This window comes from Pseudomonas sp. St29, assembly GCF_001547915.1.
GTDB lineage: Bacteria > Pseudomonadota > Gammaproteobacteria > Pseudomonadales > Pseudomonadaceae > Aquipseudomonas.
In genome coordinates, this window is sequence record NZ_AP014628.1 from 2,875,579 (window position 1) to 2,901,721 (window position 26,143).

The following is a 26,143-nucleotide window of genomic DNA, read 5'->3' on the forward strand; positions in this document are numbered from 1 at the left end:
GTCAGGTGCTTGGCTGGCGTACACTGGCGAACTTTTCGCACGGGATGTCGACTATGCACAGGATGGCGCTTTGTCTGGCCCTGGCTCTGAGCCTGGGGGGCTGTATCGATTACAAATGGGGCCACGACTGGAAGGCCGACAGCTTCGGCGGTTGGCAGGACGCCAGCAAGGGAAGCTATGACCAGGGCACCTCGTTCAAGCTGTCCTGCGGCCCCGAGCCGCTGTATGTGAAGCTGACCTCCGCGCCGTCCCACCACCTGATGTCGCTGCTGTTCATCCCCCTGGTCCCGGCGGCCACCGGCGATGACAACCATCTGAGCATCAACGCCCGCCACCCCAGCCTCTCGGCCTGTTCGGCAGCGCAGAACCCCCTGGTGATCAAACTGGACAACCGGGTGATCAGCCATATGGGCTACGCGGCAGGTGACCAGGCGGGCAGTTGCGAGCTGCGGCTGGACGAGCGCGAGTTGCAGGGCGAGCGGGTGTCGATCGAAGTCAATCAGGCCGTGCTGCCTTGCGCCGTGGCACCGCTGACCTTGAAGAAAAACGGCTTCTTCTGCCTGCGCAAAACCGAGTTCGGCGGTTCCAAGCCTTGTGACCGTTAGGGGTGGTCGGTCGCACGAACCTAAGCTAATTCCTAAAAAGTATTTATTTTCGATTTGTTAGATCGATTAGCTTTTAGCGACTGTCCTGTCTCCGAGAAGGTTCGCCCCCATGCGCCTGCCCTTTGCTTTGCGTCGTAGCTTGTCGATTACCGCCCTGGCCGGTCTGGCGCTGGGCATGGCCCTCAATGCCCAGGCCGATACCGACCTGCGCATCGGCTACCAGAAATCCTCGACCCTGCTGGCGCTGCTCAAGGCCCAGGGCACCCTGGAAAAACAACTGGCGGGGCAGGGCGTCAATATCACCTGGCACGAGTTCACCAGTGGCCTGCCGTTGGCGGAGTCGCTGAACGTGGGCAATGTCGACATCAGCGCCGATGTCGCCGACACGGTGCCGGTCTTCGCCCAGGCCGCCGGGGCCCAGCTGACCTATTTCGCCACCGAAACCCCATCCCCCGCGGCCCAGTCCATCGTCATCCCCAAGGATTCGCCGCTCAAATCCCTGGCCGACCTCAAGGGCAAGCGCATTGCCGTGACCAAGGCCGCCGGCAGCCATTACCTGCTGATCGCCGCCTTGCGCGAAGCGGGTTTGAGCTTCGCTGATATCCAGCCGGTGTACCTGACCCCGGCCGATGGCCGCGCGGCCCTGGAAACCGCCAAGGTCGATGCCTGGGTCACTTGGGAACCCTTCGTCGCCAGCGCCCAGCGCCAGCAGGGCGCGCGGGTGCTGCACGACGGCCAGGGGCTGGCCAGTTATCGCCGCTATTACCTGGCCTCCAATGACTACGCCAAGGCCCATCCCGAGGTGCTGAACCAGGTGTTCGCTGAGTTGCAGAAGACCGGCGCCTGGGTCAAGGCGCACCCGAGCGAGGCGGCCAAACTGCTGGGCCCGTTGTGGGGCAACCTGGACGTGCCGACGGTAGAGCTGGCCAACAGCCGCCGCACCTACCAGGTGGAAGCGGTCAAGCCCGATGCCTTGGGCGAGCAGCAGAAAATCGCTGATGCCTTCTACCAGGAAAAGCTCTTGCCCAAGCCGGTGGATGCCCGGGCCGTGCAGTTGTGGAGCCCCAAGAAGTTGTGATCGCTGGTTAGATTGCCTTTGCTGGCAAGCCAGCTCCTACATGCACCACGCGATGCCGTTGTAGGAGCCGGCTTGCCGGCGAACAGGTCCCCCCCCCTTTTTTCTTGTTCACCGCCGGTTAGGCCATCCCGCGCCCGGCGTCAGGAGTTCCCGTGTCTGCCGTTCACCCCCAAGAGGCTTTCGCCGTCTCAGCCTCAGCCGCCACGCCACCGAGTCCCGCCGACGTGGTGCTGGAGTTGCGCAACCTGACCAAGCACTACACCCGTCGCCGTGGCCAGAGCGCGCCGCCAGCGGTGCAGCAGGTCAGCCTCAAGGTGCGCCGTGGCGAAGTGCTGTGCCTGATGGGCACCTCCGGCAGCGGCAAGTCCACCTTGCTGCGGCATATCAACCGGCTGATCGAGCCCAGCAGTGGCGAGGTGCTGATCGATGGTTCGGCCATCAGCCAACTCTCGGCCCAGGCGCTACGTACCCTGCGTTCCCGGCGCATCGGCATGGTCTTCCAGCACTTCGGCCTGCTGCCCCATCGCAGCGTGCGCGACAACGTCGCCTTGCCTCTGGAACTGCGCGGCGAGCCCGAGGCCCTGCGTCACGCCGCAGCGGATGTGCAACTGCAGGCCATGGGCCTTGACGGCTGGGGCGAGCACTATCCCCATGAACTGTCCGGCGGCATGCAGCAGCGGGTCGGGCTGGCCCGGGCGCTGGTCAGCGAGCCGGACATCCTGCTGATGGACGAACCCTTCAGCGCCCTGGACCCGACCATTCGCCGGGATCTGCAAAGCCACTTTCTGCGGGTGGTACGCGAGCGCGGCATCACCACCTTGCTGGTGACCCACGACCCGGCCGAAGCCCTGCGCCTGGCGGACCGCATTGCCGTATTGCGCCACGGCCAGCTGATTCAACTGGGCACCCCCGCCGAACTGCTGGAGCAGCCGGCGGATGCCGAAGTGGCGGACTTCTTCCAGGAGCACGGCGCCCGCAGCGCTGCACCTGCGGTGGCGGCGATTGCCCCGCACCCGCGCGCGACGACCCCGGCTCCGGCCCCGGTCAGCCCCGGATTGTCCCTGGCCCAGGCCTTGCTGCTGGGGCCCGCGGCCCTGGCCGCCAGCGGTCGCGGTAGCCTGTACTGGCTGGGCTTTGCCCTGGAGCTGGGCGCCGCCGCAGCCTTGGGGCAGGGGCTGGCCACGGCCGGTTTCGCCTGGGTCGCCTTGGCGCTCATCGGCTTGCTGTCCAGCCGCCTGTTGAGTGTGACCCTGGCCCGCCGTCCCAGCCGCCTGGGCCGCTCCGACTGGCGCCTGCCGTGGCTGGTGTTGCTGCTGTCCCAGGCCCTGGTGCTGTGGCGGGTACTGGCCGCCGATGCCTCGGGCCCCTGGCTGCAGTTTCCCGCCGACCGCCAAGTGCTGCTGGGCACCGCGGCGGCCATCGACCAGTTGATCGGCTGGTCCCAGGTCACCTTTGAAAGCAGCTTTGTCGGCGTGATAGTCGCCGTGCGCACGGTGATCGAAAGCATCGAAAACCTGCTGGGCTGGCTGCCCTGGCCGGTGCCGGCCCTGGCCCTGGTGCTGCTGGCCTGGCGCAGCGCCGGCGCCGCCCTGGCCCTGACCAGCGCCGCGGCCTTGCTCTACATCGGCCTGTTCGGCTTCTGGGAACGGACCATCGCCACCCTGGCCCTGGTGGGTTCCTCGGTGCTGATCTCGCTGTTGATCGGCGTGCCGGCCGGCATCCTCCTGGCCAAGCGCGCCCTGGCCCGGCGCCTGATCACTCCCTTGCTGGACGTGATGCAGACCCTGCCGACTTTCGTGTACCTGATCCCGGCGGTGGCGTTCTTCTCGGTGGGCAAGACCCCGGCGGTGATCGCCACGGTGATCTTCGCCCTGGCGCCGATGATCCGCCTTACCGCCCTGGGGATTCAGGAAGTGCCCAAGACCGCCGTCGAAGCCGCCCTGGCCCACGGCGCCACGCCGTGGCAGATCCTGACCAAGGTCGAGCTGCCCCTGGCTGCGGGCTCCTTGCTGCTGGGGATCAACCAGACCCTGGTGATGAGCCTGTCGATGGTGGTGGTGGCGGCGCTGATCGGCGCCGGTGGCCTGGGCTACGACGTGATGACCGCGCTGCGCAACATCAAGGGCGGCGAGGGCATGTTGGCCGGCGCCGCGATCGTGTTCTGCGCGCTGATTCCCGATCGAATCATTCAAGCGACCCTGCGCCAGCGGGATCGCACATTGCATCAATCATGAGGTGTCCCTTGAACAAGTCGTTTACCCGTACCCTTGGCGCCGCTGCGCTGTTGTTGGGTCTGTCCCTGCCGGTGCTGGCCAAGGACAAGATCGTCATTGGCGAACAGAACTGGACCGGCGCCATCGCCATCCAGAACATCCTCGGCGAAGTGATCAAGAGCCGCCTCGACGGCGACGTTTCCTACCTCGCCGGTGACGTACCGGTGCTGTTTGCTGCTGCCGCCAAGGGCGACGGCTCGGTGGACGTGCTGACCGACATCTGGCTGCCCAACCAGTCCGCCGCCTGGGCCAAGTACGTCACCGGCGGCACCCGCTCCCTGGTGCCCAACAAGCAGCCGTACCTGGGGGTGCAAGGCTTCTACATCCCCGGCTACCTGCAAGATAAATACGGCGTGAAGTCGGTCTACGACCTGCAAAAGCCCGAAGTGGCGAAACTCTTCGAACCCCTGGGCGGCGGCAAGGCCCAACTGTTGGTGGGCCCGGCGGGCTGGGAGTCCACCTACATCGGCCAGATCAAGGCCAAGGATTTTGGCTTTGCCGATAAATTCGAATCGGTGTCCACCGAAGCCTCGGTGACCTACGCCAAGCTCGCCGCCGCCTACAAGGCCCAGCGCGGCGTGGTGTTCTACGCCTACACCCCGGACTGGATCTTCTCCGCCTTCGACCTGCGCCGCCTGGATGAACCGGCGTTCGACGGCTACGCCCAGGACAACAAGAAGGGCGACCCGCTGTACAAGGCCGACGGCTGCTGGAAATTCATCAGCCCGACAGTGGACGCCGACTGGCTGAGCAAGAGCAAGATCACCTGCGCCTACCCGGATGCCCGGGTCTATGTCCTGGCGTCCAGCGCTTTGCAAAAACGCGCACCACGGATCGCCGCGTTCCTGGAGAACTTCAGCATCGAACCCCAGGCCTTGAACGACCTGATCCTCAAGATCGAAAAGGAACAGCAACCGGCGGCGCAGGCGGCCAAGGAATGGGTCGCCGCGCACCCGCAGATCGTTGATGGCTGGCTGGGCGCCAGCGGCGAAAAAGTGGGAGTGGCGCAATGAGTGGGGCGCCGGTGAACAGCCTCGAACAGGCGACCTTCGGCGCCGGCTGCTTCTGGGGCGCGGAAGCCGCGTTCCGGGCGCTGCCTGGAGTAGTGGACAGCCGCGTCGGCTACGCCGTGGAAGCGGCGGATGAAGCCTTGCAAATTGAAGTGGTGCAGGTGGATTTCGACCCGCAGGTGCTGACCTATACCAGCCTGATCGAACACTTCTGGGGCCTGCACGATCCCACTTCGGTGGATCGCCAGGGCGAGCATGGCGGGGTGAAATATCGCTCGGCGATCTTCCACACCAACGCTGTGCAGGCCGAACAGGCGAGGGCGGCCAAGACCGCCCTGCAAGACTCCGGACGTCTCAACAAACCCGTGGCCACGGTGATCGTGCCCCTGGGCCGCTTCGAACTGGCGGATGAAGCGCACCAGCGCTACCTGGAGAAGAATGGCCTGAGCAGTTGCCATATCTAGAAGCTGCAAGCTGCAAGCTGCAAGCCGCAAGCCGCAAGCTTGGAGCTTGGAGCTTGGAGCTTGGAGCTTGGAGCTTGGAGCTTAAGCTTCAGTTGCTGGCGGTTCTTCGTGGCGAGGGAGCTTGCTCCCGCTGGGCTGCGCAGCGGCCCCAAACGCTGATGACGCGGTGCATCAGGATGTATGGGGTTGAGGCCCAATCGGGAGCAAGCTCCCTCGCCACAGGTCCGCGAATAGGGTTGCTACGCGACCCGCCACTGAATCACTTCCAGCACCGCGCAGCCTTCTCGGGTGAGCAGGTGCACGCCACGGGTGATGCGGGTCAGGTCGCAATCGCTGATGTCTTTCAGCCCCAGGGTGGAGAGGCTGTCCATCAGGTCGCGGACCACGGTGAAACGGTGGGCGGCGCTGCTGGCCAGGTCGCTCAAGGGGGCTTGGGTGTCGAGGTAGAACACCGGGTGTTCGGTATCGTGGGTGTCGATGGGGGTGAAGCGAGGGAGGTGATGGTCAGTCATAGCTGCGGCTCCTTTTTCAGAGCAGTCACCTTTTTCGCCGATTGGGAGGAGTAGGGCGGTAGTACGCGGAAAGACTGGCCGGAGACAGGACAGCAGTGCACCAGAAGGTGTCCCGCGCATCACCGTCATGTCCCTCGATCACTGGCGCAAAAAGCGACTGCAATGATGGTTTGATAGTCGATGCGTTCCTATATTCGACCGGCCAAGGTCGCTCGCGGATTGGGTTGCGAGTGGGGACTATAGGAGCGACGTCATAGCGCTGCAACAGGGTGGTTGGGGAGATGTTTGAGCGCTTGTTTCGTGGTGTTGGTGGCTGGTTTTGCTGGGGGGCATATCCGTTGCTGCGGGTGTAGCGGCTGGCGGTTTTGTCTTTGTGGCGAGGTTGACGGGGTACATATTCGTTGCTGCGGTCATGGCCACTTAGGGTTTCGCCCTTACGGCGAGTCCCTTTTTTTCAAACGCCAAAAAAAGGAACCAAAAAACGCTTGCCCCTCCATGGGCCCCTCGCTGGGGCTCGGGGTTCCCTCTCTCCGGCATTGCTCCGGGGACCCGCCGCCAACCGGCCATCCATGGCCGGGTGGCGGCTAGCTCGGCATCCATGCCGAGCTGCCCCCTACGCAACGCCTACGCTCGGCCTGCTGGGAAGGGGCCTGAAGATCAAAAGCCAAAGCCAAAGCCAAGGTGCGCAGGCTGGTTCCTTGTAGCCGCTGCCGAAGGCTGCGAACGAGCGCTAGCGCTCGCAAAACCAGGCGGCGCGGTATGCCAGGAGCATTGGGGATGCAGGTTTAGCGTCTCCTGCTGAGCCGTTCGCAGCCTGCGGCAGCGGCTACAGAGTATGTACGTTCTGTAGCCGCTGCTGAGCCTGCGAAGCTGCGACAAGGTCCGCAGGACCTTCGACCATCCCAAGAGCAGCATCGCCCTGTGAAGGACAAATGAAACAAGGTCGGCCGGTAGGCCGCCGTCAGATGTTGATCTTCCTGCCCCCTGAGACACGATGGCCGGAGCTCGAGCATGCCTCGCTAGGCGAGGCTCCGAGTGGAGGGGCAGAAGCCTTTGGTGACTTTGGGCTGGGTCGAGATTCCGGCTTTTCCAAAGTGACTCGCTGTAAGAGCGAAACCATAAGTGGCCATGACCGCAGCAACGGATATGGACTCCCGACAAATAGCGAACACAGATTTCACGACCGCTACGCAGTCGAGCGGGAGCAAGCTCCCTCGCCACAAGGTTTGCGCTTCAGGTTTCAAGCCCCACCGTTCCACCCTCCACCTAACGCCACCACCAACCCCACACTGGCCTGCAACTCCCGCGTCTGCAGCGCCTGCAACCCCCGTTGTGCCTGCAAGGCTGCAGTCTGCGCCGTCACCACATCCAGGTAACTCACCGCCCCGGCCTGATAGCTGTTCATGGCCAAGGTCTGGGTATGCAGCGCCGCATTCACCGCTGCCTGCTGGTCCAGCGCTTCCTGGTGCAAGTCCCGCAGTTGCCCGAGGTTATCCTCCACCTCCCGAACCGCTCGCAGCACTTGCCCACGGTAATGGGCGGCGGCTTCTTCGAACTCGGCATGGGCCTGACGCTCATTGGCGCTCAGCCGCCCGCCATCAAAGATCGGCAGGTTCATCAGGGGGCCCAAGGCCCAATAGCGATTGCCCGCCGCCAGCAGGTTGCCCACGCCCTGGGTCTGCCCGCCGAGCATGCCGGTCAGGCTGAAATCCGGGTACCAGGCGGCGCGGGCGATGCCGATGCCGGCATTGGCGGCGTACACCCGGCGTTCGGCGGCGGCAATGTCGGGTCGGCGTTGCAGCAGGGTGCTGGGCAGTTGCGGGGGAATACTCGGCAGGCTCAGCAGTTGCGAAGAGGGCGGCAGGCTGAAGCGGCTGGCGGGTTCGCCCACCAGTTCGCCAATCGCATGTTCGGTGAGGTTGCGCTGGGCGCGCACTTCGTCCAGTTCCGCCTCGGCACTGGCCAGTTGGCTCTGGGCCCGGGTCAGGTCCAGTTCCGAGGCGATCTGCCCCTGATAGCGGTCGCGGGTCAGTTGCAGGGCCTGGGCGTAATCCTCCAGGGAACGGCTCAGGATCCGGCTCTGGGCATCCAGGCCGTTGAGTTGCACATACAGGCTCGCCAGCTGTTTTTGCAGGCTCAGGCGCGCCGCCGCCAGGTCGTCGCCGGAGGCCTGGGCCTGGGCATCACCAGCCGCCGCTTGACTGCGAATCCGGCCCCAGAGGTCGAGGTCGAAGCTCAGGGCAAAACCGGCGCTGTTGCTGTTGTAGATCGACGGTTGCGTGCTGCCGCGCAGGGGGCGGCTGTCCGACTGGCGCTGGCGCAACGGCTGGGCGCTGGCGCTGATCTGCGGGAACAGCCCGGCATGCAGTTGGCTGGCGTAGGCCTGGGCGCCGTCGTAGTGGGCCAGGGCCGCCGCCAGATCCGGGTTGGCTCGGAGCAGACGTTGTTGCAGGTCATCCAGCTGCGGGTCCTGGTACAGCCGCCACCAGTGCTCGGCGAGGCTCTGGGGCGCAGCGGCCGGGTGCCAGGGGCCGTCGCTGCTCTGTTCGCGGTAGTGCGCCGGCAGGTCGATGGCCGGCACCTGGTAATGGGGCGCCAGGGAGCAGCCGTGCAGGGCCAGCACCAGCAGGGCGGCGAGGGGCTTAAGCCTTGGGCGCATGCTCACCTCCGGCGTCGGCCAGTTGCACCAGGTCACCTTCGCGCAGGGCGTCCGGCGGGTTGTCGATGACGTGATCGCTGGCTTGCAGGCCCTGGTCGATCACCAGCCGTTCCCCCAGGTCCAGGCCAATATGGATGCTGCGCAGGTGCACGCGCTTGGCACTGTCGATCACCGCCACTTGGGTGCCCTGGGCACGGAAGATCAGCGCGCTGGCGGGGATGCTCACGCCGTGGGTGTCGGCAGGGATCGCCAGGGTGGCTTCGGCATAGTCGCCGGGCAGCAATGCGCCGTCGGGGTTGGCGGCGACGAACTGCGCCAGCAGGGTGCCGGAGCGCGGGTCGATGGCGGTGGAGTCGCCCACCAGTTGCGCGCTGAAGTGCTGGCCCGGGTGCTCGGGCACGGTCAGTTGCGCTTGCAGGCCGGGGCGGATCACGCTGGCGTAGTTCTGCGGAATCGGCACATAGAGCCGCAGCTTGTGGGTGTCCGCCAGGTCGAACAGCTCCGGGTCGCTGTCGTTGTCGGCCTTGATCAACTGGCCGATGTCGGTGTGGCGGGCGGTGATGGTGCCGGCGAAGGGCGCGCGAATGGTCTTGTAGTCTTCCAGCGCCGTGAGCCGTGCGTAGTCGGCGGCGGCTGCCTGGGCATTGGCCTTGGCCGCGGCGGCGTTGGAGCTTTTTTCATCGGCCTCCTGGCGCGACACCGAGTGGCTGGCCAAAAGGTGCTGCCAGCGCTCGGCGGTGGTCTGGGCCAGCCTTGCATTGGCCTGCTGCTGGATCATCCGCGCCCGGGCCTGGGCCACTTGCTGGTCTAGGTCGGGGCTGTCGATATGGGCCAGTACCTGCCCGGCGGCCACCTTGGCGCCGATGTCCTGGCTCCAGTCCTTGAGGTAGCCGCTGACCCGGGCGTGGATCGGCGCCTTGCTCCAGGCTTCCAGGTGCGCCGGCAGGCGCAGGGTGTCGCCCAGCAGGTTGTGCTGCGGCTGGAACACCAGCACCTGCGGCACGGCGGCGGTTTCGGTCCAGGCGACCACGGCCCGTTCATGCCGGGTGCGCGCCGCCAGGCCGCTGGCGACCAGCAGCGCGGCCAGGCTCAGGCCGCCGATGCCCAGGAGCATCAGGCGTTTGCGCGAAGGGGTGTGATCAGGCGACATGGGTGTTTTCTCCAACGACAGCGGATTGGGGGTGACGGCCGTGGACCAGGCTGAAGACCACGGGGACAAAGATCAGGGTGGCGACGGTGGCGAGCAGCAGCCCGCCGATTACCGCGCGGCCCAGGGGCGCGTTCTGTTCCTCGGACAGGGCCAGGGGCAGCATGCCGATGATCATCGCCAGAGCGGTCATGCACACCGGGCGAAAGCGTGTGTAGCCGGCTTCCAGGGCGGCCTTGAGGGCGTCGCCATGTGCCGCCAGGCGCTCGCGGCAGAAGCTCACCACCAGGATCGAGTTGGCGGTAGCCACCCCCATGCACAGGATGGCCCCGGTCAGCGCCGGCACCGACAGCGAGGTGCCGCTCAGGAACAGCATCCAGACGATCCCGGCCAGGGCCGCCGGCAGGGCGGTGATGATCACGAACGGATCGACCCAGGACTGGAAGTTGACCACGATCAGCAGGTAGATCAGCACCACCGCCCCCAGCAGGCCCAGGCTCAGGCCGCTGAAGGCTTCGTGCAGGGCGTCGATCTGCCCGTGCAGGCTGACCGTGGCGCCCTTGGGCCGCAGGGCTGCGGCGTCGTCCAGGACCTTTTGCATGTCGTGGGCCACGGCGCCGAGGTCGCGCCCCTGCACGTTGGCGTATAGGTCCAGGGTGGGCTGGATGTTGTAGTGGCTGACCACCGCCGGGCTCTCGACCCGGGAGATGTCCGCCAGGCCGCCGAGGATCTGCGACTGGCCGTTGCTGCCGGTGACCGGCAGCGCCTCCAGGGCCGGCAGGCTGTCCAGGCGGTACTGCGGGGTGGCGGCGACGATGGAGTAGGACACGCCGTTCTTCGGGTTGAGCCAGAAGGTTGGCGCCACCTGGGAGCTGCCGGCGAGCGAGGCCACCATGCTGTTGGTCACGTCGCGCTCGGTGATGCCCAGGCCGTTGGCCCGCAGGCGGTCGACCTTGACCTGCAAGGACGGGTAGCCGGTGGACTGCTGGATGCGCAGGTCGGCGATGCCCGGTACATGTTGCAGGCGCCGTTGCAGTTCCAGGGCGAAGGTGCGGTTGGCTTCGGCGTTGGGCCCGGAGATTTTCACGTCCAGCGGGGCCGGGGCGCCGAAGTTGAGGATCTGGCTGCTGATGTCCGCTGGCAGGAAGGCGAACTGGCTGCCGGGGAAGCTTTCCGGCAGTGCGTCGCGCAGCTGTTTCACGTAGTCGGCGCTGGGCGCGTGGCCGGGTTTGAGGGTGACCTGGATATCACCGTCCTGGGGGCCGATGGTGCCGCTGTTGCTGTAGGCCATGTCGATGCCGCTCAGGGGGATGCCGATGTTGTCGATGATGCTGTCCAGTTGCTCGGCCGGGATCACCTCGCGGATGCGCGCTTCGATACGGTCGAAGGCCGCCGCGCTTTCCTCGATCCGCGTGCCCAGGGGCAGGCGCACGTGCAGGGCCAGGGCCCCGGCGTCGGTGGCGGGGAAGAAGTCCTGGCCCAGGCTCGGCAGCAGGGCGAAGGAGGCCAGCACGCAGGCCAGGAAGCCGAGGATGAAGGTCTTGCGCCGGCCCAGGGCCAGGTGCAGCAGGCCGTGGTAGGTGTCGCGCACGTTGGAGAAGCGCGCCTCGAAACCCTGCTGCAAGGCCAGCAGCCCGCGCACCAGGGCGCTGCGCGGCTTGGCGTGCTGTTCGCCTTCGTGGTGGTTGATGAAGGCGTCTTCCGGGTGATGCCCGGGCCCGGCTTCCGGCGCGTGGGGCTTGAGCAGGTACAGGGCCAGTGTGGGCACCAGGGTCCGCGAAAGGATGAACGAGCTGGCCATGGCGAAGATCACCGCCAGGGCCATGGGCCGGAACAGGTAACCGGCGATTCCCTGCAGCAGGAACATCGGCACGAAGACGATGCAGATGCACAGCAGCGAGACGAAGGCCGGGCCGACGATCTGCTTGGCGCCGTCGAGGATCGCCTGCTTCACCGCCTTGCCCTGTTCCAGGTGCCAGTTGATGTTTTCGATGGTCACCGTGGCGTCGTCCACCAGGATCCCCACCGCCAGGGCCAGGCCGCCCAGGGTCATGACGTTGAGGGTCTGGCCGCTGAGCGCCAGCAGGGCAATCGCGGAAAGCACCGCCAGGGGAATCGAGGCGGCGATGATCGATGTCGAGCGCCAGCTACCGAGGAACAGCAGGATCATCGCGCTGGTCAGCAGGGCGGCGATGATGCCTTCCCGGGCCACGCTGCCCACCGATTGCTTGACGAACACCGAGGCGTCCCCGAGCAGCGAAGTCTTCAGGGCCGGCGGCAGGGTTTCGTTGATCCGCGGCAGCATCTGGCGGATGCCGTCGACGATCGACAGGGTGGAGATGTTGCCGTTCTTCAGCGCTGGCATTAGCACCGCGCGGCGTCCGTCGACCCGCACGATATTGGTCTGCGGCGGCGAGCCGTCGCGCACGTGGGCCACCTGGCCGATGGTGATCAGCGCACCGTCCACGGTCTTGATCGGCAGGTCGTTGAGCTCGTCGATGGCGGTCGGGCTGTTGTTCAGCAGCACTGTGTATTCATCGCCGCCGAGCTTGGCGGTGCCCACCGGGATGATCTGGTTCTGCGCCGCCAGGGCATTGCCCACGTCCTGGGCCGACAGGCCCTTGGCGGCCAGGGCTTGCGGGTCCAGGTCGAGGGTGATCTGGCGCTGCTTGCCGCCCATGGGCGTGGGCATGGCCAGTCCTGGCAGCGAGCTCAGGGGCAGGCGGATGTTGTTCTGCACCAGGTCGCGGATCTTCGCCTCCGACAGGGTCGGGCTGGAGAAGGCCAACTGCAGGATCGGCACCGTCGAGGCGCTGTAGTTGAGGATCAGCGGCGGGGTGATGCCCGGCGGCATCTGCTTGAGCACGGTTTGTGACACCGCGGTCACCTGGGCGTTGGCGGTGCGGATATCGACCCCGGGCTGGAAGAAGATCTTGACGATGCCCATGCCCGGCAGCGACTGCGATTCGATGTGCTCGATGTCGTTGACCGTGGTGCTCAGGGAGCGCTCGTAGGTGTAGATCACCCGGCCGGCCATGGCGTCCGGCGACAGGCCGTTGTACTGCCAGACCACCGCCACCACCGGGATGCCGATATCGGGAAACACGTCGGTGGGGGTACGCAGGGCCGCCAGGGGCCCGATGATGCAGATGAATATCGCCAGCACGATGAACGTGTAGGGCTTGAGCAGTGCGGTCTTGACCAGCCCGAGCATGCCGAAAACCTCCGAGGGAGTGGGGTTGCAAACCTCGGCAGCCTGCAGCGACCCACCTAACACGCGGCTTTCAGCCAGGTGAAGGAAGTTTTAGGTAAGGCCTGAATTTCCTTTCATGTGGATTCATTTGTTCTCGCGCCCGGGCCTCGACAAGCTTGATGACCATCGACGCAGCCGATTTTTTCCGGCCGGCGTCGCACCTGTTTCTGTCACTTGCGAGGTTTTTTTCATGTCCCTCAAACCGCTGTTGCTGCCGGGCCTGGGCCTGGCGTGCCTGCTCTCGGCCTGTGCCGGGCCCGTGCCCAAGGCCGATCCGCAGCAGGCCTGGATCGATCTTTCCGCGGAGTCGCCCAACGATTTGCTGGCCGACAGCGTCGACGGCAAGCGCCTGAATGATGGCCGCTACTTCCAGGTCAGCCCGGGCCAGCACCGCTTGCAGATGGCCCTGTTGCAAGGGGCCAACGGCAACTCGGCGCAGCCCGAGTGCCTGGGACGCCTGGACTACGCAGGGTTCAAGGCGGGTGGGCATTACCAACTGCTGGAGTCGAGCCAGGGCCAGGACGTGAGCGTCGCCCTGGTGGATGCCCAGGGCCGGCCAGTGGCCCGGAGCCAGCCGTTCAGTTGCCTGTAAACGCCTTTTTTCGACTGTCGAGGTACTGCGTCATGACATTTAAACCGCTGCTGCTGATTCCTGCCCTGGGCCTGGTGTGCCTGCTTTCTGCCTGCGCTGGCCCCATGCCCCAGCCCGACCCCAGCGAGGCCTGGATCGGCTTGCAGGAAGAGGGTTCCAACGACCTGATGGCCGAACGGGTGGATGGGCACAAGGTCGACGACGGGCGTTATTTTCAGGTCAAGCCCGGCACTCATCGCCTGGACGTGACCCTGTTTGAAGAGAGTGTCGGTGATTCCAACCAGCAAGACTGCAACGGCCACCTCAGCTACAGCGGCTTCAAGGCCGGCGAGCATTACAAACTGGTGGAGTCGAGCCTGGGCAGCGAGGTGTCGGCGCGCTTGTATGACGCCCAGGGCAAGCAGGTGGCCAGCACCCACGACTTCAGTTGCATGCCCGGCTGACGGGGCTGCTTAACGCGCGCAAATCAGGACGTTTCGCTCAACACAAAGAGACAGGCCTGACTTCAGGCCCATGGCGAGCCACGGGATGATAGAGGCCTGTCTCCAGCCAACCGAGCGTTCTCTATGAAGCCTGATGCGCAAGCGGCAATCACCTCCACCGATGTGGCATTCAGCGAAGTGGCGCAAATGATCAGCACCGCGCGCCAGCGGGCGGTGCGAGCGGTGAATACCCAATTGGTGGAACTGTATTGGCAGGTCGGGGCCTATATCAGCCGCAAGATCGAGGCGGCGGAATGGGGTGATGGCGTGGTCCAGCAATTGGCCGATTACCTGGCGCGGCAGCAGCCGGGGCTGCGGGGGTTTACCCGGCGTAACCTGTTCCGCATGCGTCAGTTCTATGAGGTCTATCGAGGGGAGGAGAAAGTGTCAGCAGTGCTGACACAATTACCCTGGACCCAGAACCTGATCATTCTTGCGCAAGCTAAATGCGCGCAAGAGCGCGAGTTTTACCTGCGCATGGCCATTCAGGAGCAGTGGTCGACCCGCGAGTTGGAACGGCAGATCAAATCCGCGCTGTTCGAACGCACGCTGAGCCACCCGGCCAATGCCACGGCCACCTTGAAACAGGCCCGTCCCGAGGCCCTGAAGGTCTTCAAGGATGCCTACATGGTGGAGTTTCTCGACCTGCCCCCGGGGCATGACGAGGCCGATCTGCGTCAGGGGCTGGTGCGTCAACTCAAGGACTTTCTGATCGAGATGGGGCGCGACTTCTGCTTTGTCGCTTCAGGCTACCCCTTGCAGGTTGGCGGGCGCGATTTCGTCCTGGATCTGCTGCTGTTCCATCGTGGGTTGAATTGCCTAGTGGCCGTTGAACTCAAGGTCGGGCGCTTCGAACCGGAGTACCTGGGCAAGCTGGACTTCTACCTGGAGGCCCTGGATCGCCAGGTGCGCAAACCCCACGAAAACCCGGCCCTGGGCGTGCTGCTGTGTGCCAGCAAGGAAGACGAGGTGGTGGAATATGCCCTCAACCGTTCGCTGTCTCCAGCGTTGATCGCCGAGTACCGGACCCAGTTGCCGGACAAGCAACTGCTGCAGGCCAAGCTGCAGGAGTTCTATGCCCTGGACACGCAGGCGCGGTGAGCCGGGCGGCGACTCTGGCCGGGCTGCCGCAGCGCCCTGGTGAGTCGAGTGCGCACCCAGGCGCCGCCCTCCGGTTCATTGCGGCTCACTGCCGAACCAGTCGGCCAGGCGTGCGCTGGCTTGCTCCCGGACCTCGGCGTTGATGTGGGCGGCCACCGTCACCACCGAGCCGGTCAACAGGCCGAGGTCATCCACGTACCCGGCCCCGGGAATCAGGTCGGGGATCAGGTCCAGCGGCAGCACGAAGTAACCCAGGGCGGCGTAGATGGTGGTCTTGGCCCAGATCGGGGTTTGCGGTCGTTGCGCGGCGTAGTAGAGCCACAGGGCTTTCTGGATCAGGGCCCGGCCGATGCGCGAGGCGTAGCGGCCGATCTTGTGCCAGAAACAGAGTTCAAGGGACTGGGCGGTGGACATGGCGCACTCCTGGTGGGGGCATGGGGCCAGGTCATGGTCGCCACCTAAGCGCTGGATCGGCAGAGGCCAATATTTCCCCGGTGGTTTCCCTCGTAGCAGTGCTGTTCAGGGCTGCCGACGGGCCTCCAGGCGCTGGAACAGCAGCATGCCCAGGAGCATGGCCAGGACGAACACCCAGGCTTGCCAGTGGCCCCCCGGCAACAGCACCAGGGCTGGTCCCGGGCAGATCCCGGCGATGCCCCAGCCGATGCCGAACAGCAGGCTGCCGCCGATCAGGCGTCGATCGACATTGCGCTTGGCGGGGATCTGCATGGGCGCCCCGAGCAGCGAGCGCGAGCGGCCCATGGCCCAATGGAAAGGCCACCAGGCCACGGCGATGGCGCCGAGCATCACCAGCGCCAGGGACGGATCCCAGCGGCCGGCCAGGTCGAGAAAGCCCAGGACCTTGGCCGGATTGGCCATGCCTGCCAGCAGCAGGCCGATGCCGAACAGCAGGCCGGCAAAAAATGCGCTGAGTTTTCTCATGGCAGCAGCCCCAGTCCGTGGCGCAACACCCAGACCGTGGCGAAGCCGGTGCCCATGAAGCACAGGGTGGCGACGAGCGAGCGTGGCGACAGCCGGGAAATGCCGCAGACCCCGTGGCCGCTGGTGCAACCGGCGCCATAGCGGGTGCCGATGCCCACCAGCAGGCCGGCGCCGATCAGGCCGAGCAGGCCGCCCTGGAACTCGGCGACCGGCAGGGCGTGAAACAGGCCCCAGATCAGGGGCGCCAGCAACAGCCCGAGGATGAACAGGGCCTTTTCGCTCCAGCCGTCGCTGCCCGGTTGCAGCAGGCTGCCGAGCAGGCCGCTGATTCCGGCGATGCGCCCGTTGGCGACGATCAACAGCCCGGCCGCCAGGCCGATCAGCGCGCCTCCGGCCAGGGCCGAGCCCGGGGTGAAATGTACGGCATCAAAGAGCATGGGGATTTCCTCTGCATGGCCCTGTTGTTCCACCTTGGAAGCGCGGCGTCGGTGGTGACGCCTTCGCTGGCAAGTTAGCGGCGACAGGTGCCGTGTAACTGTTGTTGTGGGAGCCGGCTGGCCGGCGCAAGGGCTTCAATGGGACAGCCAGCCCAGGGCCCCGCCCGCCAGCAGCAGCGCCGCCAGCATGCCGGTGATGGCGAACAGTTGTTGCAGGCGCGGCCCGGCCAGGTGGCTGGCCACCTGACGGCCCAGCACCAGGCCCACTACCGCGCCCAGGGCAAAGGGTGCGCCCACCGCCCAGTGCATCACCCCGCTGAGGCTGGCGGTCACCACGCTGCCCAGGGACACCAGGGCAATCACCGCCAAGGAGGTGGCGACGATACTCTTGCTGTCCAGGTTGGTGTAGCGGCTCAGGGCCGGGATGATCACGAAGCCGCCGCCCACGCCGAGCAACCCCGACAGCAGCCCCGAGAGCATGCCGGTGAAGGTCAGTGCCCGGGCGCAGGGCAGGGTCCAGCGCAGGCGGCCCTGGGCCGGGTTGAGCACGCAGGGCAGGAACGCCGGACGCGGCGCCGCCCGGCCCTGTTTCAATTCCAGGCTGGCCTTGCGCAGGATACGTCCGCAGGCATACAGCAGCACCAGGGAAAACAGCAGCGCCAGGGGCAGGTTGGGCAGGCGGTGGGCCAGCCACAGCCCCAGCGGCGCCATCAGGATGCCGATGCTGGCGACAAACCCCGCCGCACGGTAGCGCACGATGCCCTGGCGCAGGCCCAGCACCGCGCCGACGCTGGCGGCCAGACCCACCGCCAGCAGGCCGATAGGGGCGGCCTCGACCATGCTCAAGCCCAGGCCGAACACCAGCAATGGCACCGCGAGGATGCCGCCGCCGGCTCCGGTCAGCGCCAGGATCGCGCCAATGACCGCCCCCAGCCCAGCGCCCAAAAGACTGTGTTCATTCATGTCTTCGGGGTGTCCGTGGCCTGGGTCGGTTGCGCCAGCCATTCATGGCCCTTGAGCATGCCGCGCCAGTACAGCGGCGGCAGAATCCGTTCCTTCAGCCACCAGGCGCGGCGGGTCGGCTGGCGGCCGTCCAGCAGCCAGCGCGGAAAGCTCGGCGCCAGCTTGCCGCCGTAGGTGAATTCGGCGAGGACGATCTTGCCCCGTTCCACGGTCAGCGGGCAGGAGCCGTAGCCGTCATAGGCGGCCAGCCGGGTCAGGCGCTTGAGGGCCACCAGCACGTTGTTGGCCACCACCGGCGCCTGCTTGCGCGCCGCGGCGGCGGTCTTGGCGTTGCTGGTATTGGTGGCGTCGCCCAGGCCGTGGATGTTGACGAAACGCCTGTGGCGCAGGCTGTGGGGATCGACGTCGATCCAGCCGGCGGCGTCCGCCAGCGGGCTGTGGCGGATGAAATCCGGGGCGCATTGCGGCGGCACCACGTGCAGCAGGTCGAAGGCGCGCTCCAGGGTTTCCTGGCGGCCGTCGGCCAGGGTGCGGACGAAGGTCGCGCGCTGCGCCGGGCCGTTCACCGCCACCAGGTTGTGGCCGAAATCCAGCTCGATGGCGTATTTCTTCACGTATTCCATCAGCGCCGGCACATAGTCGGCCACGCCGAACAGCACGCCGCCGGCATTCAGGAAGCGCGGCTTGATCGCCCCCAGGCGACCGTGGCGCCGCCAGTGGTCGCAGGACAGGTACATGGCTTTCTGCGGCGCGCCGGCGCACTTGATCGGCATCGGCGGCTGGCTGAACAGCGCCTCGCCCTGTTGCAGCTGCTGCACCTGTTGCCAGGTGTAGGGCGCCAGGTCGTAGCGGTAGTTGGAGGTCACGCCGTGATTGCCCAGGGCCTGGGGCAGGCCGTCGATGGCCGCCCAGTCGAGCTTGAGCCCGGGGCAGACGATCAACTGGTCGTAGGCCAGCACGTGGCCGTTGTCCAGCACCAGGGCATTGTGTTGCGGTTCGAACTGGCTGACCGCGCGCTGGATCCACTTGACGCCCAGGGGAATCAGCTCGGCCATGGTCCGTTCGGTGGACGCGGCGCTGAATACCCCGGCGCCCACCAGGGTCCAGCCGGGTTGGTAATAGTGGTGCTGGGCGGGGTCGATAAGGGCCACGTCCAGGTGCGGATCGCGGGTCAAGAGGCTGGCGGCAACGGCGATGCCGGCGGCACCGCCACCGACGATCAGCACCTGGTGGCTGCCGTCGACGGGGCGCAGGGCCGGGTTGAAGGGACGCATGGCAAGGTCTCCGTGTGGAGTCGTTAATCGTTATAGGGTGTTCAGGGGAATTTTCAGGTAGCTCACGCCGTTGTCTTCGGGCTCGGGAAACTGCCCGCTGCGCATGTTGACCTGCACCGAAGGCAGGATCAGCACCGGCATGTCCAGGGTCGCGTCACGGGCTTCGCGCATCTTCACGAAGCTGTCTTCGTCGATGCCCTGATGGATGTGGATGTTGTTGGCGCGCTGCTCGGCGACGGTGGTCATGTATTGCAGTTCGCGGCCGTTGGGCAGGTAGTCGTGGCACATGAACAGCCGGGTCTGTGGGGGCAGGGCGAGGATCTTGCCGATGGAGCGGTACAGGGTCCGCGCATCGGCCCCGGGGAAGTCGCAGCGGGCGGTGCCGTAGTCGGGCATGAACAGGGTATCGCCGACAAAGGCCACGCACTCATCGCCCACCTGCACCAGGTAGGTCATGCAGGCCGGGGTGTGCCCCGGGGTGTGCAGGGCGCGGGCGCCGAGGCCGCCGATGGCGAATTCGGCGCCGTCTTCCAGCAGCACGTCGAACTGGCTGCCGTCGCGGGCAAAGCTCGGGGCCTCGTTGAACAGCGCGCCGAAGACTTTCTGCACCCGGGTGATCTGATTGCCGATGGCCACCCGGGCCCCCAGCTGGTCCTTGAGGTAGGCCGCGGCGGACAGGTGGTCGGCGTGCACGTGGGTTTCCAGGATCCAGTCGACCCGGGCGTCCAGCTCGCGCACCCGGGCGATCAGGCGGTCGGCGGACTCGGTGCGGGTGCGGCCGGATTTCGGGTCGTAGTCCAGCACGCTGTCGATCAGCGCGCAGCGGCGGCTGGCCTGGTCCATCACCAGGTAGCTGATGGTCCAGGTCTGACTGTCGAAAAAGGCTTCTACACGCAGCGTGTCGCTGATGATCATGGGGCACTCCAGGCAATGAAGGTGAGGACAGTCTGCGCTGTCGCTCGTCCCTTGGACTGTCAATAAACGTGCCAACCTCAAACACCCGGATTGGCCACCTGTTCATTGAAGTAGAAGGCCGCAGAGGCTGCCATCAGGCGTTTTGCGCCGCGACTGCCAACGTCATTTGGCAGTCGTTTGGCAGTTTGTGGCAGAAAATGGCAGAAAGCCGCGGCGTGCTTTAAGCTGCCGCCACTGCCCCGGAGTTGCTCATGTCCCTGATCGCCACCGACCTTGCCCAGCCGTCCATGTCTGCCCTGGTGTCCTACCTCGAACACGATCCGCAACCGACCATCGTGCTCGACACCGACTACAACATCATCGCCGCCAACACCGCCTACCAGCGTCAGTTCGGCGTGGCCGGCAAGCCCCACGTCGGCGCCAAGTGCTACCGCGTCTCCCACCAGTTCGCCGTGCCCTGCGATCAGGCCGGCGAGCATTGCCCGATGCGCAAGGCCCATGACAGCCGGGTGCCGGAGCGCATGCTGCACATCCATCACACGCCTCGCGGCCCGGAGCACGTGGACGTGGAGCTGCGGCCGATCATCGGCGAGGCCGGCACCGTGGTGGCCTACGTCGAGCGCTTGAGTTCGGTGGCGGTGGCTTCGGTGCAGCCCCAGCAGAAAGGCCTGGTGGGACGCTCGCCGGCCTTCAATGAAGCCCTGAGCGCCTTGCAGCGGGCGGCTCCGGCGCCGATCCCGGTGTTGTTGCAGGGCGAGTCCGGCACCGGCAAGGAGCTGTTCGCCCGCGCCCTGCACGACGGCAGCCCCAGGGCCAGCGGGCCGCTGGTGGTGGTGGACTGCACCGGGCTCACCGAAACCCTGCTGGAAAGCGAACTGTTCGGCTATGAAAAGGGCGCCTTTACCGGCGCCCTGCAACGCAAGATCGGCCTGGCGGAAGCGGCCCACGGCGGCACCCTGTTTCTCGACGAGATCGGCGAGGTGCCCCTGGCCATGCAGGTCAAGCTGCTGCGCCTGATCGAGTCCGGCAGCTTCCGCCCAGTGGGCAGCCTGCGCACCGTGCACTCGGATTTTCGCCTGGTGGCGGCCACCCACAAGCCGCTCAAGGAAATGGTCGCCGCCGGCAGCTTCCGCCAGGACCTGTACTACCGCATCAGCGCCTTCCCGATCCGCCTGCCGGCGCTGCGCGAACGCAGCGACGACCTGCCGCTGCTGATCGACAGCCTGCTGCGCCGCCTCGATCCCGGGGTGGTGCCGCGGGTCGATCCCCAGGCCCTGGAACAGCTGCAGCTGTACACCTACCCGGGCAATATCCGCGAGCTGCGCAACATCCTCGAACGGGCGCGCTTGTTCAGCGATGACGGGGTGATCCGCCTGCAGGACCTGCCGGCGGAACTGCGCCGTCCCCAGGCCCCGGTCCCGGTGACCCGGCGCCGGGCCGGCAAGGACCTGGAGCAACTGGCCCATGCCCTGGAAGTCTTCGACGGCTCGCGCAGCGAACTGGCCAAGGCCCTGGGCCTGAGCGAACGCACGCTGTACCGGCGCCTCAAGGCCCTGGGCCTGTAGCCGCCGGGCGGACGGCCGCAGCCGGGTTCAAGCCTCGGCCGGTGGCCGGGGCAGCGGCAGGTCGCAGGCCATCACCCACATGCCGATCTGTTCCAGGTCGGTGCTGAAGGGCACTTCACCGATCTGCCGCAGCCCGGCGCTTTCATAAAAGCGCCGGGCGCCGCTGTTGCTCTTGAGCACGTCCAGCCACAGGCAGGATTCCCCGGCGGCGCTGGCCCGTTGCAGCACCTGTTCCAGCAGGCGCCGGCCATGGCCCTGGCCGGCCTGGGACTTGAGCAGGTAGATCTTCTGCAACTCGGCCCCGCAGCGGTCGCTGCCCGGAACCGGCCGCCCCCAGTTGAGCTTGGCAAAGCCCATGGGCTGCTGCTGCGGGTCCAGGGCCAGCAGCCACAGGTGCCGGTCCCGGGCGGCCAGGGACGCTTGCAGGTGGGCGTCGGAGAAGTCCTGGTCGAGAAACTGCTGCATGCCGGCAGCGCTCCAGATCGCCGCGAAGTGCTCGCGGTAGGTGGCACAACCTATGGCCTTGAGCGCCTGGATATCGCGGCTGTCGGCTTCACGGATGGTGATCATGCTTGACTCCAGATGAATGGGCGGAACCGGGCGCAGCAGCTTAACGCCTGGTGCTCGGGTGCTCCAGTGCGCCCGGGGCACGATGGCGAACCAGCGTGGTCGTAGCTTCATCGCCCTTTTTCCGGAGATGCCATGAGCCAGGCCGTCCTTGCTACCGAAACCAATCGCCGCCAGTTACAGCAGATCATCGCCGGTCTGTCCGACGGGGTGATCCTGATCGAAACCGACCAGGCCCGCAGCCTGCTCTGGGCCAATGAGGCGGCGCTGGCCATGCATGGAGTGAGCGAGGTCGGCGAGCTGGGGGCCAATGTCCGCGAGTACGCCCGGCGCTATGCCTTGCGCTACCGCAACAATCACCCCCTGGCCCTGGAGGCCTATCCCATCAATCGGGTGGCCGCCGGGGAAACCTTCAGCGACGTGGTGGTCGAGGTACAGGCCGAGATCGACGGCGAACCCCGGCACTGGGTGCACCGGGTGCGCAGCATGATCCTCACCGATCGCAGCGGCGCGCCGGAATCCCTGGTGCTGATCCTCAGCGACGCCACCGACTGGGCCAGCGCCGAGCAGCGCTTCGAGAAGACCTTCAATGCCAACCCGGCGCCAGCGGTGATCTGCCGCCTCAGTGACTTGCGTTACATCAAGGTCAACCAGGGTTTTTTGGAGATGACCGGCTATGCCCGGGATCAGGTGATCGGCCGTTCGGTGTACGAGCTTGATGTGCTGGAGGACGCCGAGCACAAGGACCTGGCCATCGAGCGCCTGGGCCAGGGCGCGACCATCCCGCAGATGCAGGCCGAGCTGCGCCTGCCGGACGGCGGCAGCAAGCTGGTGATCGTCGCCGGCCAGCCCCTGGACATCAACGATGAAGACTGCATGCTGTTTTCCTTCATGGACCTGGAGCCACGGCGCAGGATCGAGATTGCCCTGCGCCAGAGCGAGGAGCGTTTTGCCAAGTCGTTTCGCCTGACCCCGGTGCCGACCCTGGTGTGCAGCGCCGAGCAGCAGATCGTCGACGTCAACGAGGCCTTTCTCAACACCTGCGGCTACAGCAGCGAGGAACTGCTGGGCAAGAAGGTCGAGGCCATCGGCTTCATCGCCGAAGCCGCGGCGGCCAGCCAGCTGTTCAGTCAACTGGAGAAGGCCGGCAACGTCGATGGCCTGGACCTCAAGGTGCGCCAGAAGAACGCCGGGCTGATCGATTGCGTGGCCTACGCCGACACCGTGCTCATCCAGGACAGCCCCTGTTACCTGCTGGTGCTGATGGACATCACCGAGCGCAAGCGCTCCGAACTGGAGCTGGTGGGCGCCATCGAGGAAGTGATGCGCGACGCCTCCTGGTTCAGCCGAACCCTGATCGAAAAGCTGGCCAACGTGAGAAGCCCCAAGGCCCGGGACACGCCTGGGGTGTCCTCTGCCGACCTGACGGCCCGCGAGCGGGAAGTGCTGGGGTTGATCTATCAGGGATTGGCAGACAAAGAGATTGCCGCCCAGTTGAAGCTGGCGCCCAACACCGTGCGCAACCACGTCGCCACCCTGTATTCCAAGCTCGGGGTGCACAGCCGGGGCGAAGCCATCGTCTGGGCCCGGGAGCGCGGGCTGTTCGTCGGCACGGTCGGCAGTCGGGGACGCTGAACTGGTGCATATGCACCAGGGCAACCCGTGCAAATGCGCCTTCTTTGCGTGGTGGGTGTTTTCTACCCTTGGAGCCGCCACAGGTCCGGTCAATGGGGCTGTGGCAGAGCACAACCACAGCACAAGGACAGCCCGCATGGGTGATGAACAGAACAAGGGCACCGTGACCGATCAGGCACCGGCGGTGCTCACCCAGGCCCAATGGCGCGCCTGTATCGAACAGCGCCTGGCGCCCCTGGCCTGCAGTTTCAGCCATGCCGGCGACGGCACCCTGACCCTGCGGGTGTTCGAGCCCGACAGCGGCCGGGTCGATCTGGTGGTCAGCGGATTGCGCATCAAGTCCCTGCAGAGCGAGGCCGACGTATTGCGGCTCATTGACGAGTTGCTCTACGAGCTGGACAGCAACTCCCTGGGCCACCTGTAGCCGCTGCCGAAGGCTGCGAACGCTTTGGGCGGCACTCTGCCTCAGGAGACGCGGGGAGTTGAAGCCCGCTGGAGGTTCGTCGGGAAATCGCCAGGCAAGGTCCTGCGGACCTTTTCGCAGCTTCGCGGGCTCAGCAGCGGCTACAGGGATGGGGCGGGTCAGTGGTCGGCGATCAGGCTTGGCCGGCAATCCAGGCTCAGGCGCGCGCCGCCGCGTTCGCTGCTGCCCACTTCGAGCTTGAAGCCGTGCAGGCTGACGATGGCCGCAACGATCGACAGGCCCAGGCCAAAGCCGCCCTGGGCGTTGCTTTCGTCGACCCGGTAGAAGCGCCGGAACACCGCCGCCCGTTCCGCCGGGGGAATGCCGGGGCCTGAGTCCAGCACTTCCAGGCGCGGGCTGCCGCCGTCGTCGAGGCCGCGCAGTATCACTTCGCCGCCCGGCGGGGTGAACTTGATCGAGTTGCTCAGCAGGTTGGCCAGGGCCTCGAACAGCAGGGCGCGGTCGCCGATCAGCCGGGGCAGGCTGGCCGGCACGTCGAGCTGCAGGGTCAGGCGGCCTTCCTCGGCCAGGGGCAGGTAGAAGTCGTACAGCTCCTGAAGCAGCGGCAGCGGATCGAGTTCGAGGAAGCCCGAACGCCGTTGCTGGTCCTCCAGTTCGGAGATGCGCAGCAACCCGCGAAAGCGCGCCATCAGGGTGTCGGCCTCGGCCAGCAACTGGTCCATCTGCAGGGCCTGGGGCGAGCCTTCCTCGGCCTGTTGCTGCAGACGATAGAGCTGGGCCCGCAGGCGGGTCAGCGGGGTGCGCAGGTCGTGGGCGATGTTGTCGCACACGCCCTTGACCTCATGCATCAGCCGCTCGATGCGTTCGAGCATGGCGTTGACGATGGCCGCCAGCATGTCCAGTTCGTCGCGCCGGTCCGACAGCGGCAGGCGCCGGGTCAGGTCGCCGGCGACGATGGCTTCGGCGCTGGCCTGGATCTGGCGGATGCGCCGCAGCGGACGGCGGCGCAGCAGGTGCCAGCCGGCGGCGCCGGGAATGATGGTCAGGGAGATGCCCCACAGCAGCGCGTGAAGAATGATCCGGGTCACCGCGAACAGCGAGCCGTTGTCGCGCACCAGCACCAGCCAGCGGCCGTCGCGGGTGTGGGTGGCCACCGCGTCGCAGCTGTCCCGGGGCAGGCTCGTGTCGTCGGAGTCGATGCAGTTCTTCAACTCGTGGATCTGGCCGTCCAGGGGCAGGTCATCGGGGATCTGCCGGATCGGCCCGCTCAAGGGCCGACGCTGTTCGTCGAACAGGCCATAGGCGTCGATGGCGCGCATGTCGAAGGTCATGCTGGTGGCCAGGGCTTCCACCAGCTGCTCGCCTTCGAAGCGGGCGAACAGGTGCTGGCGCTGCATCAGCGAGTGCTTGGCCAGGCTGTCCAGGTAGGTGGACACCTCGTAGTACAGCACCCCCATGAGGATGCAGCTCCAGGCCACGAACAGCGTGCTGTACAGCGCCAGCAGGCGGCTGCTGGAGGAGCGCCAGCCCTTAGAGGGGTTCAGCAATGACATAACCCGAGCCTCGCACGGTGCGGATCAACGGAGTCATGCCAGGCGGGTCGATCTTCTTGCGCAGGCGGCCGATGTGCACGTCGATCAGGTTGGTCCCCGGGTCGAAGTGATAGCCCCAGACCTCTTCGAAAATCATCATCCGAGAGAGGATCTGCCCGGTGTTGCGCATGAGGAATTCCAGCAGCTTGTATTCGGTGGGCAGCAGGCTCAGCAACTGGTCGGCGCGGGTCGCCTCGCGGCTGATCAGGTTCAGCTCCAGGTCGGCCACCCGCAGGCTGGTGGCGAAATCCTTGACCGTGTTCTTGCGCCGCAGCAGCACCTCGACCCGGGCCGCCATCTCGTCGGAGGCGAAGGGCTTGGTCAGGTAGTCGTCGCCGCCGGCCCGCAGGCCGCGCACCCGTTCGTCGACGTCGGAGAGGGCGCTGATCATCAGGATCGGCGTCGACACACCGATGGTGCGCAGGGTGGTGACGATGGCCAGGCCGTCCAGCTCCGGCAGCATGCGGTCCAGGGTGATCAGGTCGTAGTCGCCGCTCACGGCGCGTACCAGGCCTTCGCGGCCATTGTCCACCCAGTCCACGTCGAGGCCGTGGCTGCTCAGTTCGGCGACGATCTCCCGGGCCGTCACGGCGTCGTCTTCGATGGTCAGAATGCGGGTCATAGGTGTTACCTGCTTGGCGGTTCGTGACACAGGC

Annotated in this window: 24 protein-coding genes; 11 read left to right on the forward strand and 13 right to left on the reverse strand. The window is 66.2% G+C overall.

Annotation, left to right across the window (positions count from 1 at the left end):
• The first annotated feature begins 53 nt into the window (after nucleotides 1–53).
• The 5 genes from PST29_RS13075 to msrA all read left to right on the forward strand — a co-directional run bounded on the left by PST29_RS13075 (nucleotide 54) and on the right by msrA (nucleotide 5,430).
• Nucleotides 54–605, forward strand: coding sequence for a hypothetical protein (locus PST29_RS13075; RefSeq protein ID WP_232513238.1), 552 nt, complete (start codon nucleotides 54–56; stop codon nucleotides 603–605).
• A gap of 109 nt (nucleotides 606–714) precedes the next feature.
• Nucleotides 715–1,683: an aliphatic sulfonate ABC transporter substrate-binding protein gene (locus tag PST29_RS13080; RefSeq protein ID WP_060838862.1), complete on the forward strand. Its 969-nt coding sequence runs from the start codon at nucleotides 715–717 to the stop codon at nucleotides 1,681–1,683.
• Between the two features lie 152 nt (nucleotides 1,684–1,835).
• The gene (locus tag PST29_RS13085; RefSeq protein WP_060838863.1) at nucleotides 1,836–3,917 is read left to right on the forward strand and encodes an ATP-binding cassette domain-containing protein; all 2,082 of its coding nucleotides are present in this window, start codon (nucleotides 1,836–1,838) and stop codon (nucleotides 3,915–3,917) included.
• Nucleotides 3,914–4,969, forward strand: coding sequence for an ABC transporter substrate-binding protein (locus PST29_RS13090; RefSeq protein WP_041117702.1), 1,056 nt, complete (start codon nucleotides 3,914–3,916; stop codon nucleotides 4,967–4,969). The genes PST29_RS13085 and PST29_RS13090 overlap by 4 nt, the downstream gene beginning before the upstream one ends.
• The gene (msrA, locus tag PST29_RS13095; protein WP_442966403.1) at nucleotides 4,966–5,430 is read left to right on the forward strand and encodes a peptide-methionine (S)-S-oxide reductase MsrA; all 465 of its coding nucleotides are present in this window, start codon (nucleotides 4,966–4,968) and stop codon (nucleotides 5,428–5,430) included. Before PST29_RS13090 ends, msrA begins: the two co-directional genes overlap by 4 nt.
• Before the next feature lie 239 nt (nucleotides 5,431–5,669).
• Here the strand turns inward: msrA and PST29_RS13100 are convergent, their stop codons facing one another.
• The 4 genes from PST29_RS13100 to PST29_RS13115 all read right to left on the reverse strand — a co-directional run bounded on the left by PST29_RS13100 (nucleotide 5,670) and on the right by PST29_RS13115 (nucleotide 12,962).
• Nucleotides 5,670–5,942, reverse strand: coding sequence for a hypothetical protein (locus tag PST29_RS13100; RefSeq protein ID WP_060843318.1), 273 nt, complete (start codon nucleotides 5,940–5,942; stop codon nucleotides 5,670–5,672).
• A gap of 1,240 nt (nucleotides 5,943–7,182) precedes the next feature.
• Complete coding sequence (locus PST29_RS13105; RefSeq protein ID WP_060843319.1) at nucleotides 7,183–8,601, reverse strand: efflux transporter outer membrane subunit; 1,419 nt, start codon at nucleotides 8,599–8,601, stop codon at nucleotides 7,183–7,185.
• Nucleotides 8,585–9,751 carry an efflux RND transporter periplasmic adaptor subunit gene (locus tag PST29_RS13110; protein WP_060838866.1) on the reverse strand — a complete coding sequence of 389 codons (1,167 nt, stop codon included), beginning with the start codon at nucleotides 9,749–9,751 and terminating at the stop codon, nucleotides 8,585–8,587. The genes PST29_RS13105 and PST29_RS13110 overlap by 17 nt, the downstream gene beginning before the upstream one ends.
• Nucleotides 9,741–12,962 carry an efflux RND transporter permease subunit gene (locus PST29_RS13115; RefSeq protein WP_060843320.1) on the reverse strand — a complete coding sequence of 1,074 codons (3,222 nt, stop codon included), beginning with the start codon at nucleotides 12,960–12,962 and terminating at the stop codon, nucleotides 9,741–9,743. Before PST29_RS13115 ends, PST29_RS13110 begins: the two co-directional genes overlap by 11 nt.
• A gap of 229 nt (nucleotides 12,963–13,191) precedes the next feature.
• On the opposite strand from PST29_RS13115, the gene PST29_RS13120 reads away from it, so the two are divergent.
• The 3 genes from PST29_RS13120 (at nucleotide 13,192) to PST29_RS13130 (ending at nucleotide 15,176) form a co-directional block, all read left to right on the forward strand.
• Nucleotides 13,192–13,593, forward strand: a complete 402-nt coding sequence (locus PST29_RS13120) for a PA0061/PA0062 family lipoprotein (protein ID WP_060843321.1) — start codon at nucleotides 13,192–13,194, stop codon at nucleotides 13,591–13,593.
• A 32-nt stretch (nucleotides 13,594–13,625) separates the two neighbouring features.
• Nucleotides 13,626–14,036 carry a PA0061/PA0062 family lipoprotein gene (locus tag PST29_RS13125; protein ID WP_060838869.1) on the forward strand — a complete coding sequence of 137 codons (411 nt, stop codon included), beginning with the start codon at nucleotides 13,626–13,628 and terminating at the stop codon, nucleotides 14,034–14,036.
• Nucleotides 14,037–14,159: 123 nt separating this feature from the next.
• Nucleotides 14,160–15,176: a PDDEXK nuclease domain-containing protein gene (locus PST29_RS13130; RefSeq protein WP_060843322.1), complete on the forward strand. Its 1,017-nt coding sequence runs from the start codon at nucleotides 14,160–14,162 to the stop codon at nucleotides 15,174–15,176.
• Between the two features lie 75 nt (nucleotides 15,177–15,251).
• Here the strand turns inward: PST29_RS13130 and PST29_RS13135 are convergent, their stop codons facing one another.
• From PST29_RS13135 to PST29_RS13160, 6 genes are all read right to left on the reverse strand, one after another.
• A complete protein-coding gene (locus PST29_RS13135) occupies nucleotides 15,252–15,590 on the reverse strand; it encodes a YkvA family protein (RefSeq protein WP_060838871.1) in 339 nt (112 codons plus the stop codon).
• 105 nt (nucleotides 15,591–15,695) lie between these two features.
• Nucleotides 15,696–16,115, reverse strand: coding sequence for a DUF6691 family protein (locus PST29_RS13140; protein WP_060838872.1), 420 nt, complete (start codon nucleotides 16,113–16,115; stop codon nucleotides 15,696–15,698).
• Nucleotides 16,112–16,585: a YeeE/YedE family protein gene (locus PST29_RS13145; RefSeq protein WP_332455321.1), complete on the reverse strand. Its 474-nt coding sequence runs from the start codon at nucleotides 16,583–16,585 to the stop codon at nucleotides 16,112–16,114. Before PST29_RS13145 ends, PST29_RS13140 begins: the two co-directional genes overlap by 4 nt.
• Nucleotides 16,586–16,687: 102 nt before the next feature.
• Nucleotides 16,688–17,515 carry a sulfite exporter TauE/SafE family protein gene (locus PST29_RS13150; protein WP_060843324.1) on the reverse strand — a complete coding sequence of 276 codons (828 nt, stop codon included), beginning with the start codon at nucleotides 17,513–17,515 and terminating at the stop codon, nucleotides 16,688–16,690.
• Nucleotides 17,512–18,789, reverse strand: coding sequence for an NAD(P)/FAD-dependent oxidoreductase (locus PST29_RS13155; protein WP_060843325.1), 1,278 nt, complete (start codon nucleotides 18,787–18,789; stop codon nucleotides 17,512–17,514). The genes PST29_RS13150 and PST29_RS13155 overlap by 4 nt, the downstream gene beginning before the upstream one ends.
• A 30-nt stretch (nucleotides 18,790–18,819) precedes the next feature.
• Complete coding sequence (locus tag PST29_RS13160) at nucleotides 18,820–19,704, reverse strand: MBL fold metallo-hydrolase (protein WP_060843326.1); 885 nt, start codon at nucleotides 19,702–19,704, stop codon at nucleotides 18,820–18,822.
• 251 nt (nucleotides 19,705–19,955) lie between these two features.
• Between PST29_RS13160 and PST29_RS13165 the strand changes: the two genes are divergently transcribed.
• Entirely contained in the window at nucleotides 19,956–21,269 is a 1,314-nt protein-coding gene (locus PST29_RS13165; RefSeq protein WP_060838877.1) for a sigma-54 interaction domain-containing protein, read from the forward strand.
• Between the two features lie 27 nt (nucleotides 21,270–21,296).
• Here the strand turns inward: PST29_RS13165 and PST29_RS13170 are convergent, their stop codons facing one another.
• Entirely contained in the window at nucleotides 21,297–21,839 is a 543-nt protein-coding gene (locus PST29_RS13170; RefSeq protein ID WP_060838878.1) for a GNAT family N-acetyltransferase, read from the reverse strand.
• A 132-nt stretch (nucleotides 21,840–21,971) separates the two neighbouring features.
• Between PST29_RS13170 and PST29_RS13175 the strand changes: the two genes are divergently transcribed.
• Complete coding sequence (locus PST29_RS13175) at nucleotides 21,972–23,471, forward strand: helix-turn-helix transcriptional regulator (protein WP_060843327.1); 1,500 nt, start codon at nucleotides 21,972–21,974, stop codon at nucleotides 23,469–23,471.
• A 136-nt stretch (nucleotides 23,472–23,607) separates the two neighbouring features.
• Nucleotides 23,608–23,895 carry a DUF1652 domain-containing protein gene (locus tag PST29_RS13180; protein ID WP_060843328.1) on the forward strand — a complete coding sequence of 96 codons (288 nt, stop codon included), beginning with the start codon at nucleotides 23,608–23,610 and terminating at the stop codon, nucleotides 23,893–23,895.
• Nucleotides 23,896–24,053: 158 nt separating this feature from the next.
• Here the strand turns inward: PST29_RS13180 and PST29_RS13185 are convergent, their stop codons facing one another.
• Complete coding sequence (locus PST29_RS13185; RefSeq protein WP_060838881.1) at nucleotides 24,054–25,448, reverse strand: sensor histidine kinase; 1,395 nt, start codon at nucleotides 25,446–25,448, stop codon at nucleotides 24,054–24,056.
• Entirely contained in the window at nucleotides 25,426–26,109 is a 684-nt protein-coding gene (locus tag PST29_RS13190) for a response regulator transcription factor (protein WP_060838882.1), read from the reverse strand. Before PST29_RS13190 ends, PST29_RS13185 begins: the two co-directional genes overlap by 23 nt.
• Nucleotides 26,110–26,143: the final 34 nt, after the last annotated feature.

What these genes read in the sequence shown, in the direction of transcription:
- msrA (WP_442966403.1), top strand. Translation starts at nt 4,966, where the DNA reads ATGAGTGGGGCGCCGGTGAACAGCCTCGAACAGGCGACCTTCGGCGCC.
- PST29_RS13130 (WP_060843322.1), top strand. Translation starts at nt 14,160, where the DNA reads ATGAAGCCTGATGCGCAAGCGGCAATCACCTCCACCGATGTGGCATTC.
- PST29_RS13180 (WP_060843328.1), top strand. Translation starts at nt 23,608, where the DNA reads ATGGGTGATGAACAGAACAAGGGCACCGTGACCGATCAGGCACCGGCG.
- PST29_RS13150 (WP_060843324.1), bottom strand. Translation starts at nt 17,515, where the DNA reads ATGAATGAACACAGTCTTTTGGGCGCTGGGCTGGGGGCGGTCATTGGC.
- PST29_RS13080 (WP_060838862.1), top strand. Translation starts at nt 715, where the DNA reads ATGCGCCTGCCCTTTGCTTTGCGTCGTAGCTTGTCGATTACCGCCCTG.
- PST29_RS13110 (WP_060838866.1), bottom strand. Translation starts at nt 9,751, where the DNA reads ATGTCGCCTGATCACACCCCTTCGCGCAAACGCCTGATGCTCCTGGGC.
- PST29_RS13160 (WP_060843326.1), bottom strand. Translation starts at nt 19,704, where the DNA reads ATGATCATCAGCGACACGCTGCGTGTAGAAGCCTTTTTCGACAGTCAG.
- PST29_RS13185 (WP_060838881.1), bottom strand. Translation starts at nt 25,448, where the DNA reads ATGTCATTGCTGAACCCCTCTAAGGGCTGGCGCTCCTCCAGCAGCCGC.
- PST29_RS13140 (WP_060838872.1), bottom strand. Translation starts at nt 16,115, where the DNA reads ATGAGAAAACTCAGCGCATTTTTTGCCGGCCTGCTGTTCGGCATCGGC.
- PST29_RS13165 (WP_060838877.1), top strand. Translation starts at nt 19,956, where the DNA reads ATGTCCCTGATCGCCACCGACCTTGCCCAGCCGTCCATGTCTGCCCTG.
- PST29_RS13190 (WP_060838882.1), bottom strand. Translation starts at nt 26,109, where the DNA reads ATGACCCGCATTCTGACCATCGAAGACGACGCCGTGACGGCCCGGGAG.
- PST29_RS13120 (WP_060843321.1), top strand. Translation starts at nt 13,192, where the DNA reads ATGTCCCTCAAACCGCTGTTGCTGCCGGGCCTGGGCCTGGCGTGCCTG.
- PST29_RS13135 (WP_060838871.1), bottom strand. Translation starts at nt 15,590, where the DNA reads ATGTCCACCGCCCAGTCCCTTGAACTCTGTTTCTGGCACAAGATCGGC.
- PST29_RS13090 (WP_041117702.1), top strand. Translation starts at nt 3,914, where the DNA reads ATGAGGTGTCCCTTGAACAAGTCGTTTACCCGTACCCTTGGCGCCGCT.
- PST29_RS13125 (WP_060838869.1), top strand. Translation starts at nt 13,626, where the DNA reads ATGACATTTAAACCGCTGCTGCTGATTCCTGCCCTGGGCCTGGTGTGC.
- PST29_RS13100 (WP_060843318.1), bottom strand. Translation starts at nt 5,942, where the DNA reads ATGACTGACCATCACCTCCCTCGCTTCACCCCCATCGACACCCACGAT.
- PST29_RS13075 (WP_232513238.1), top strand. Translation starts at nt 54, where the DNA reads ATGCACAGGATGGCGCTTTGTCTGGCCCTGGCTCTGAGCCTGGGGGGC.
- PST29_RS13170 (WP_060838878.1), bottom strand. Translation starts at nt 21,839, where the DNA reads ATGATCACCATCCGTGAAGCCGACAGCCGCGATATCCAGGCGCTCAAG.
- PST29_RS13115 (WP_060843320.1), bottom strand. Translation starts at nt 12,962, where the DNA reads ATGCTCGGGCTGGTCAAGACCGCACTGCTCAAGCCCTACACGTTCATC.
- PST29_RS13155 (WP_060843325.1), bottom strand. Translation starts at nt 18,789, where the DNA reads ATGCGTCCCTTCAACCCGGCCCTGCGCCCCGTCGACGGCAGCCACCAG.
- PST29_RS13175 (WP_060843327.1), top strand. Translation starts at nt 21,972, where the DNA reads ATGAGCCAGGCCGTCCTTGCTACCGAAACCAATCGCCGCCAGTTACAG.
- PST29_RS13105 (WP_060843319.1), bottom strand. Translation starts at nt 8,601, where the DNA reads ATGCGCCCAAGGCTTAAGCCCCTCGCCGCCCTGCTGGTGCTGGCCCTG.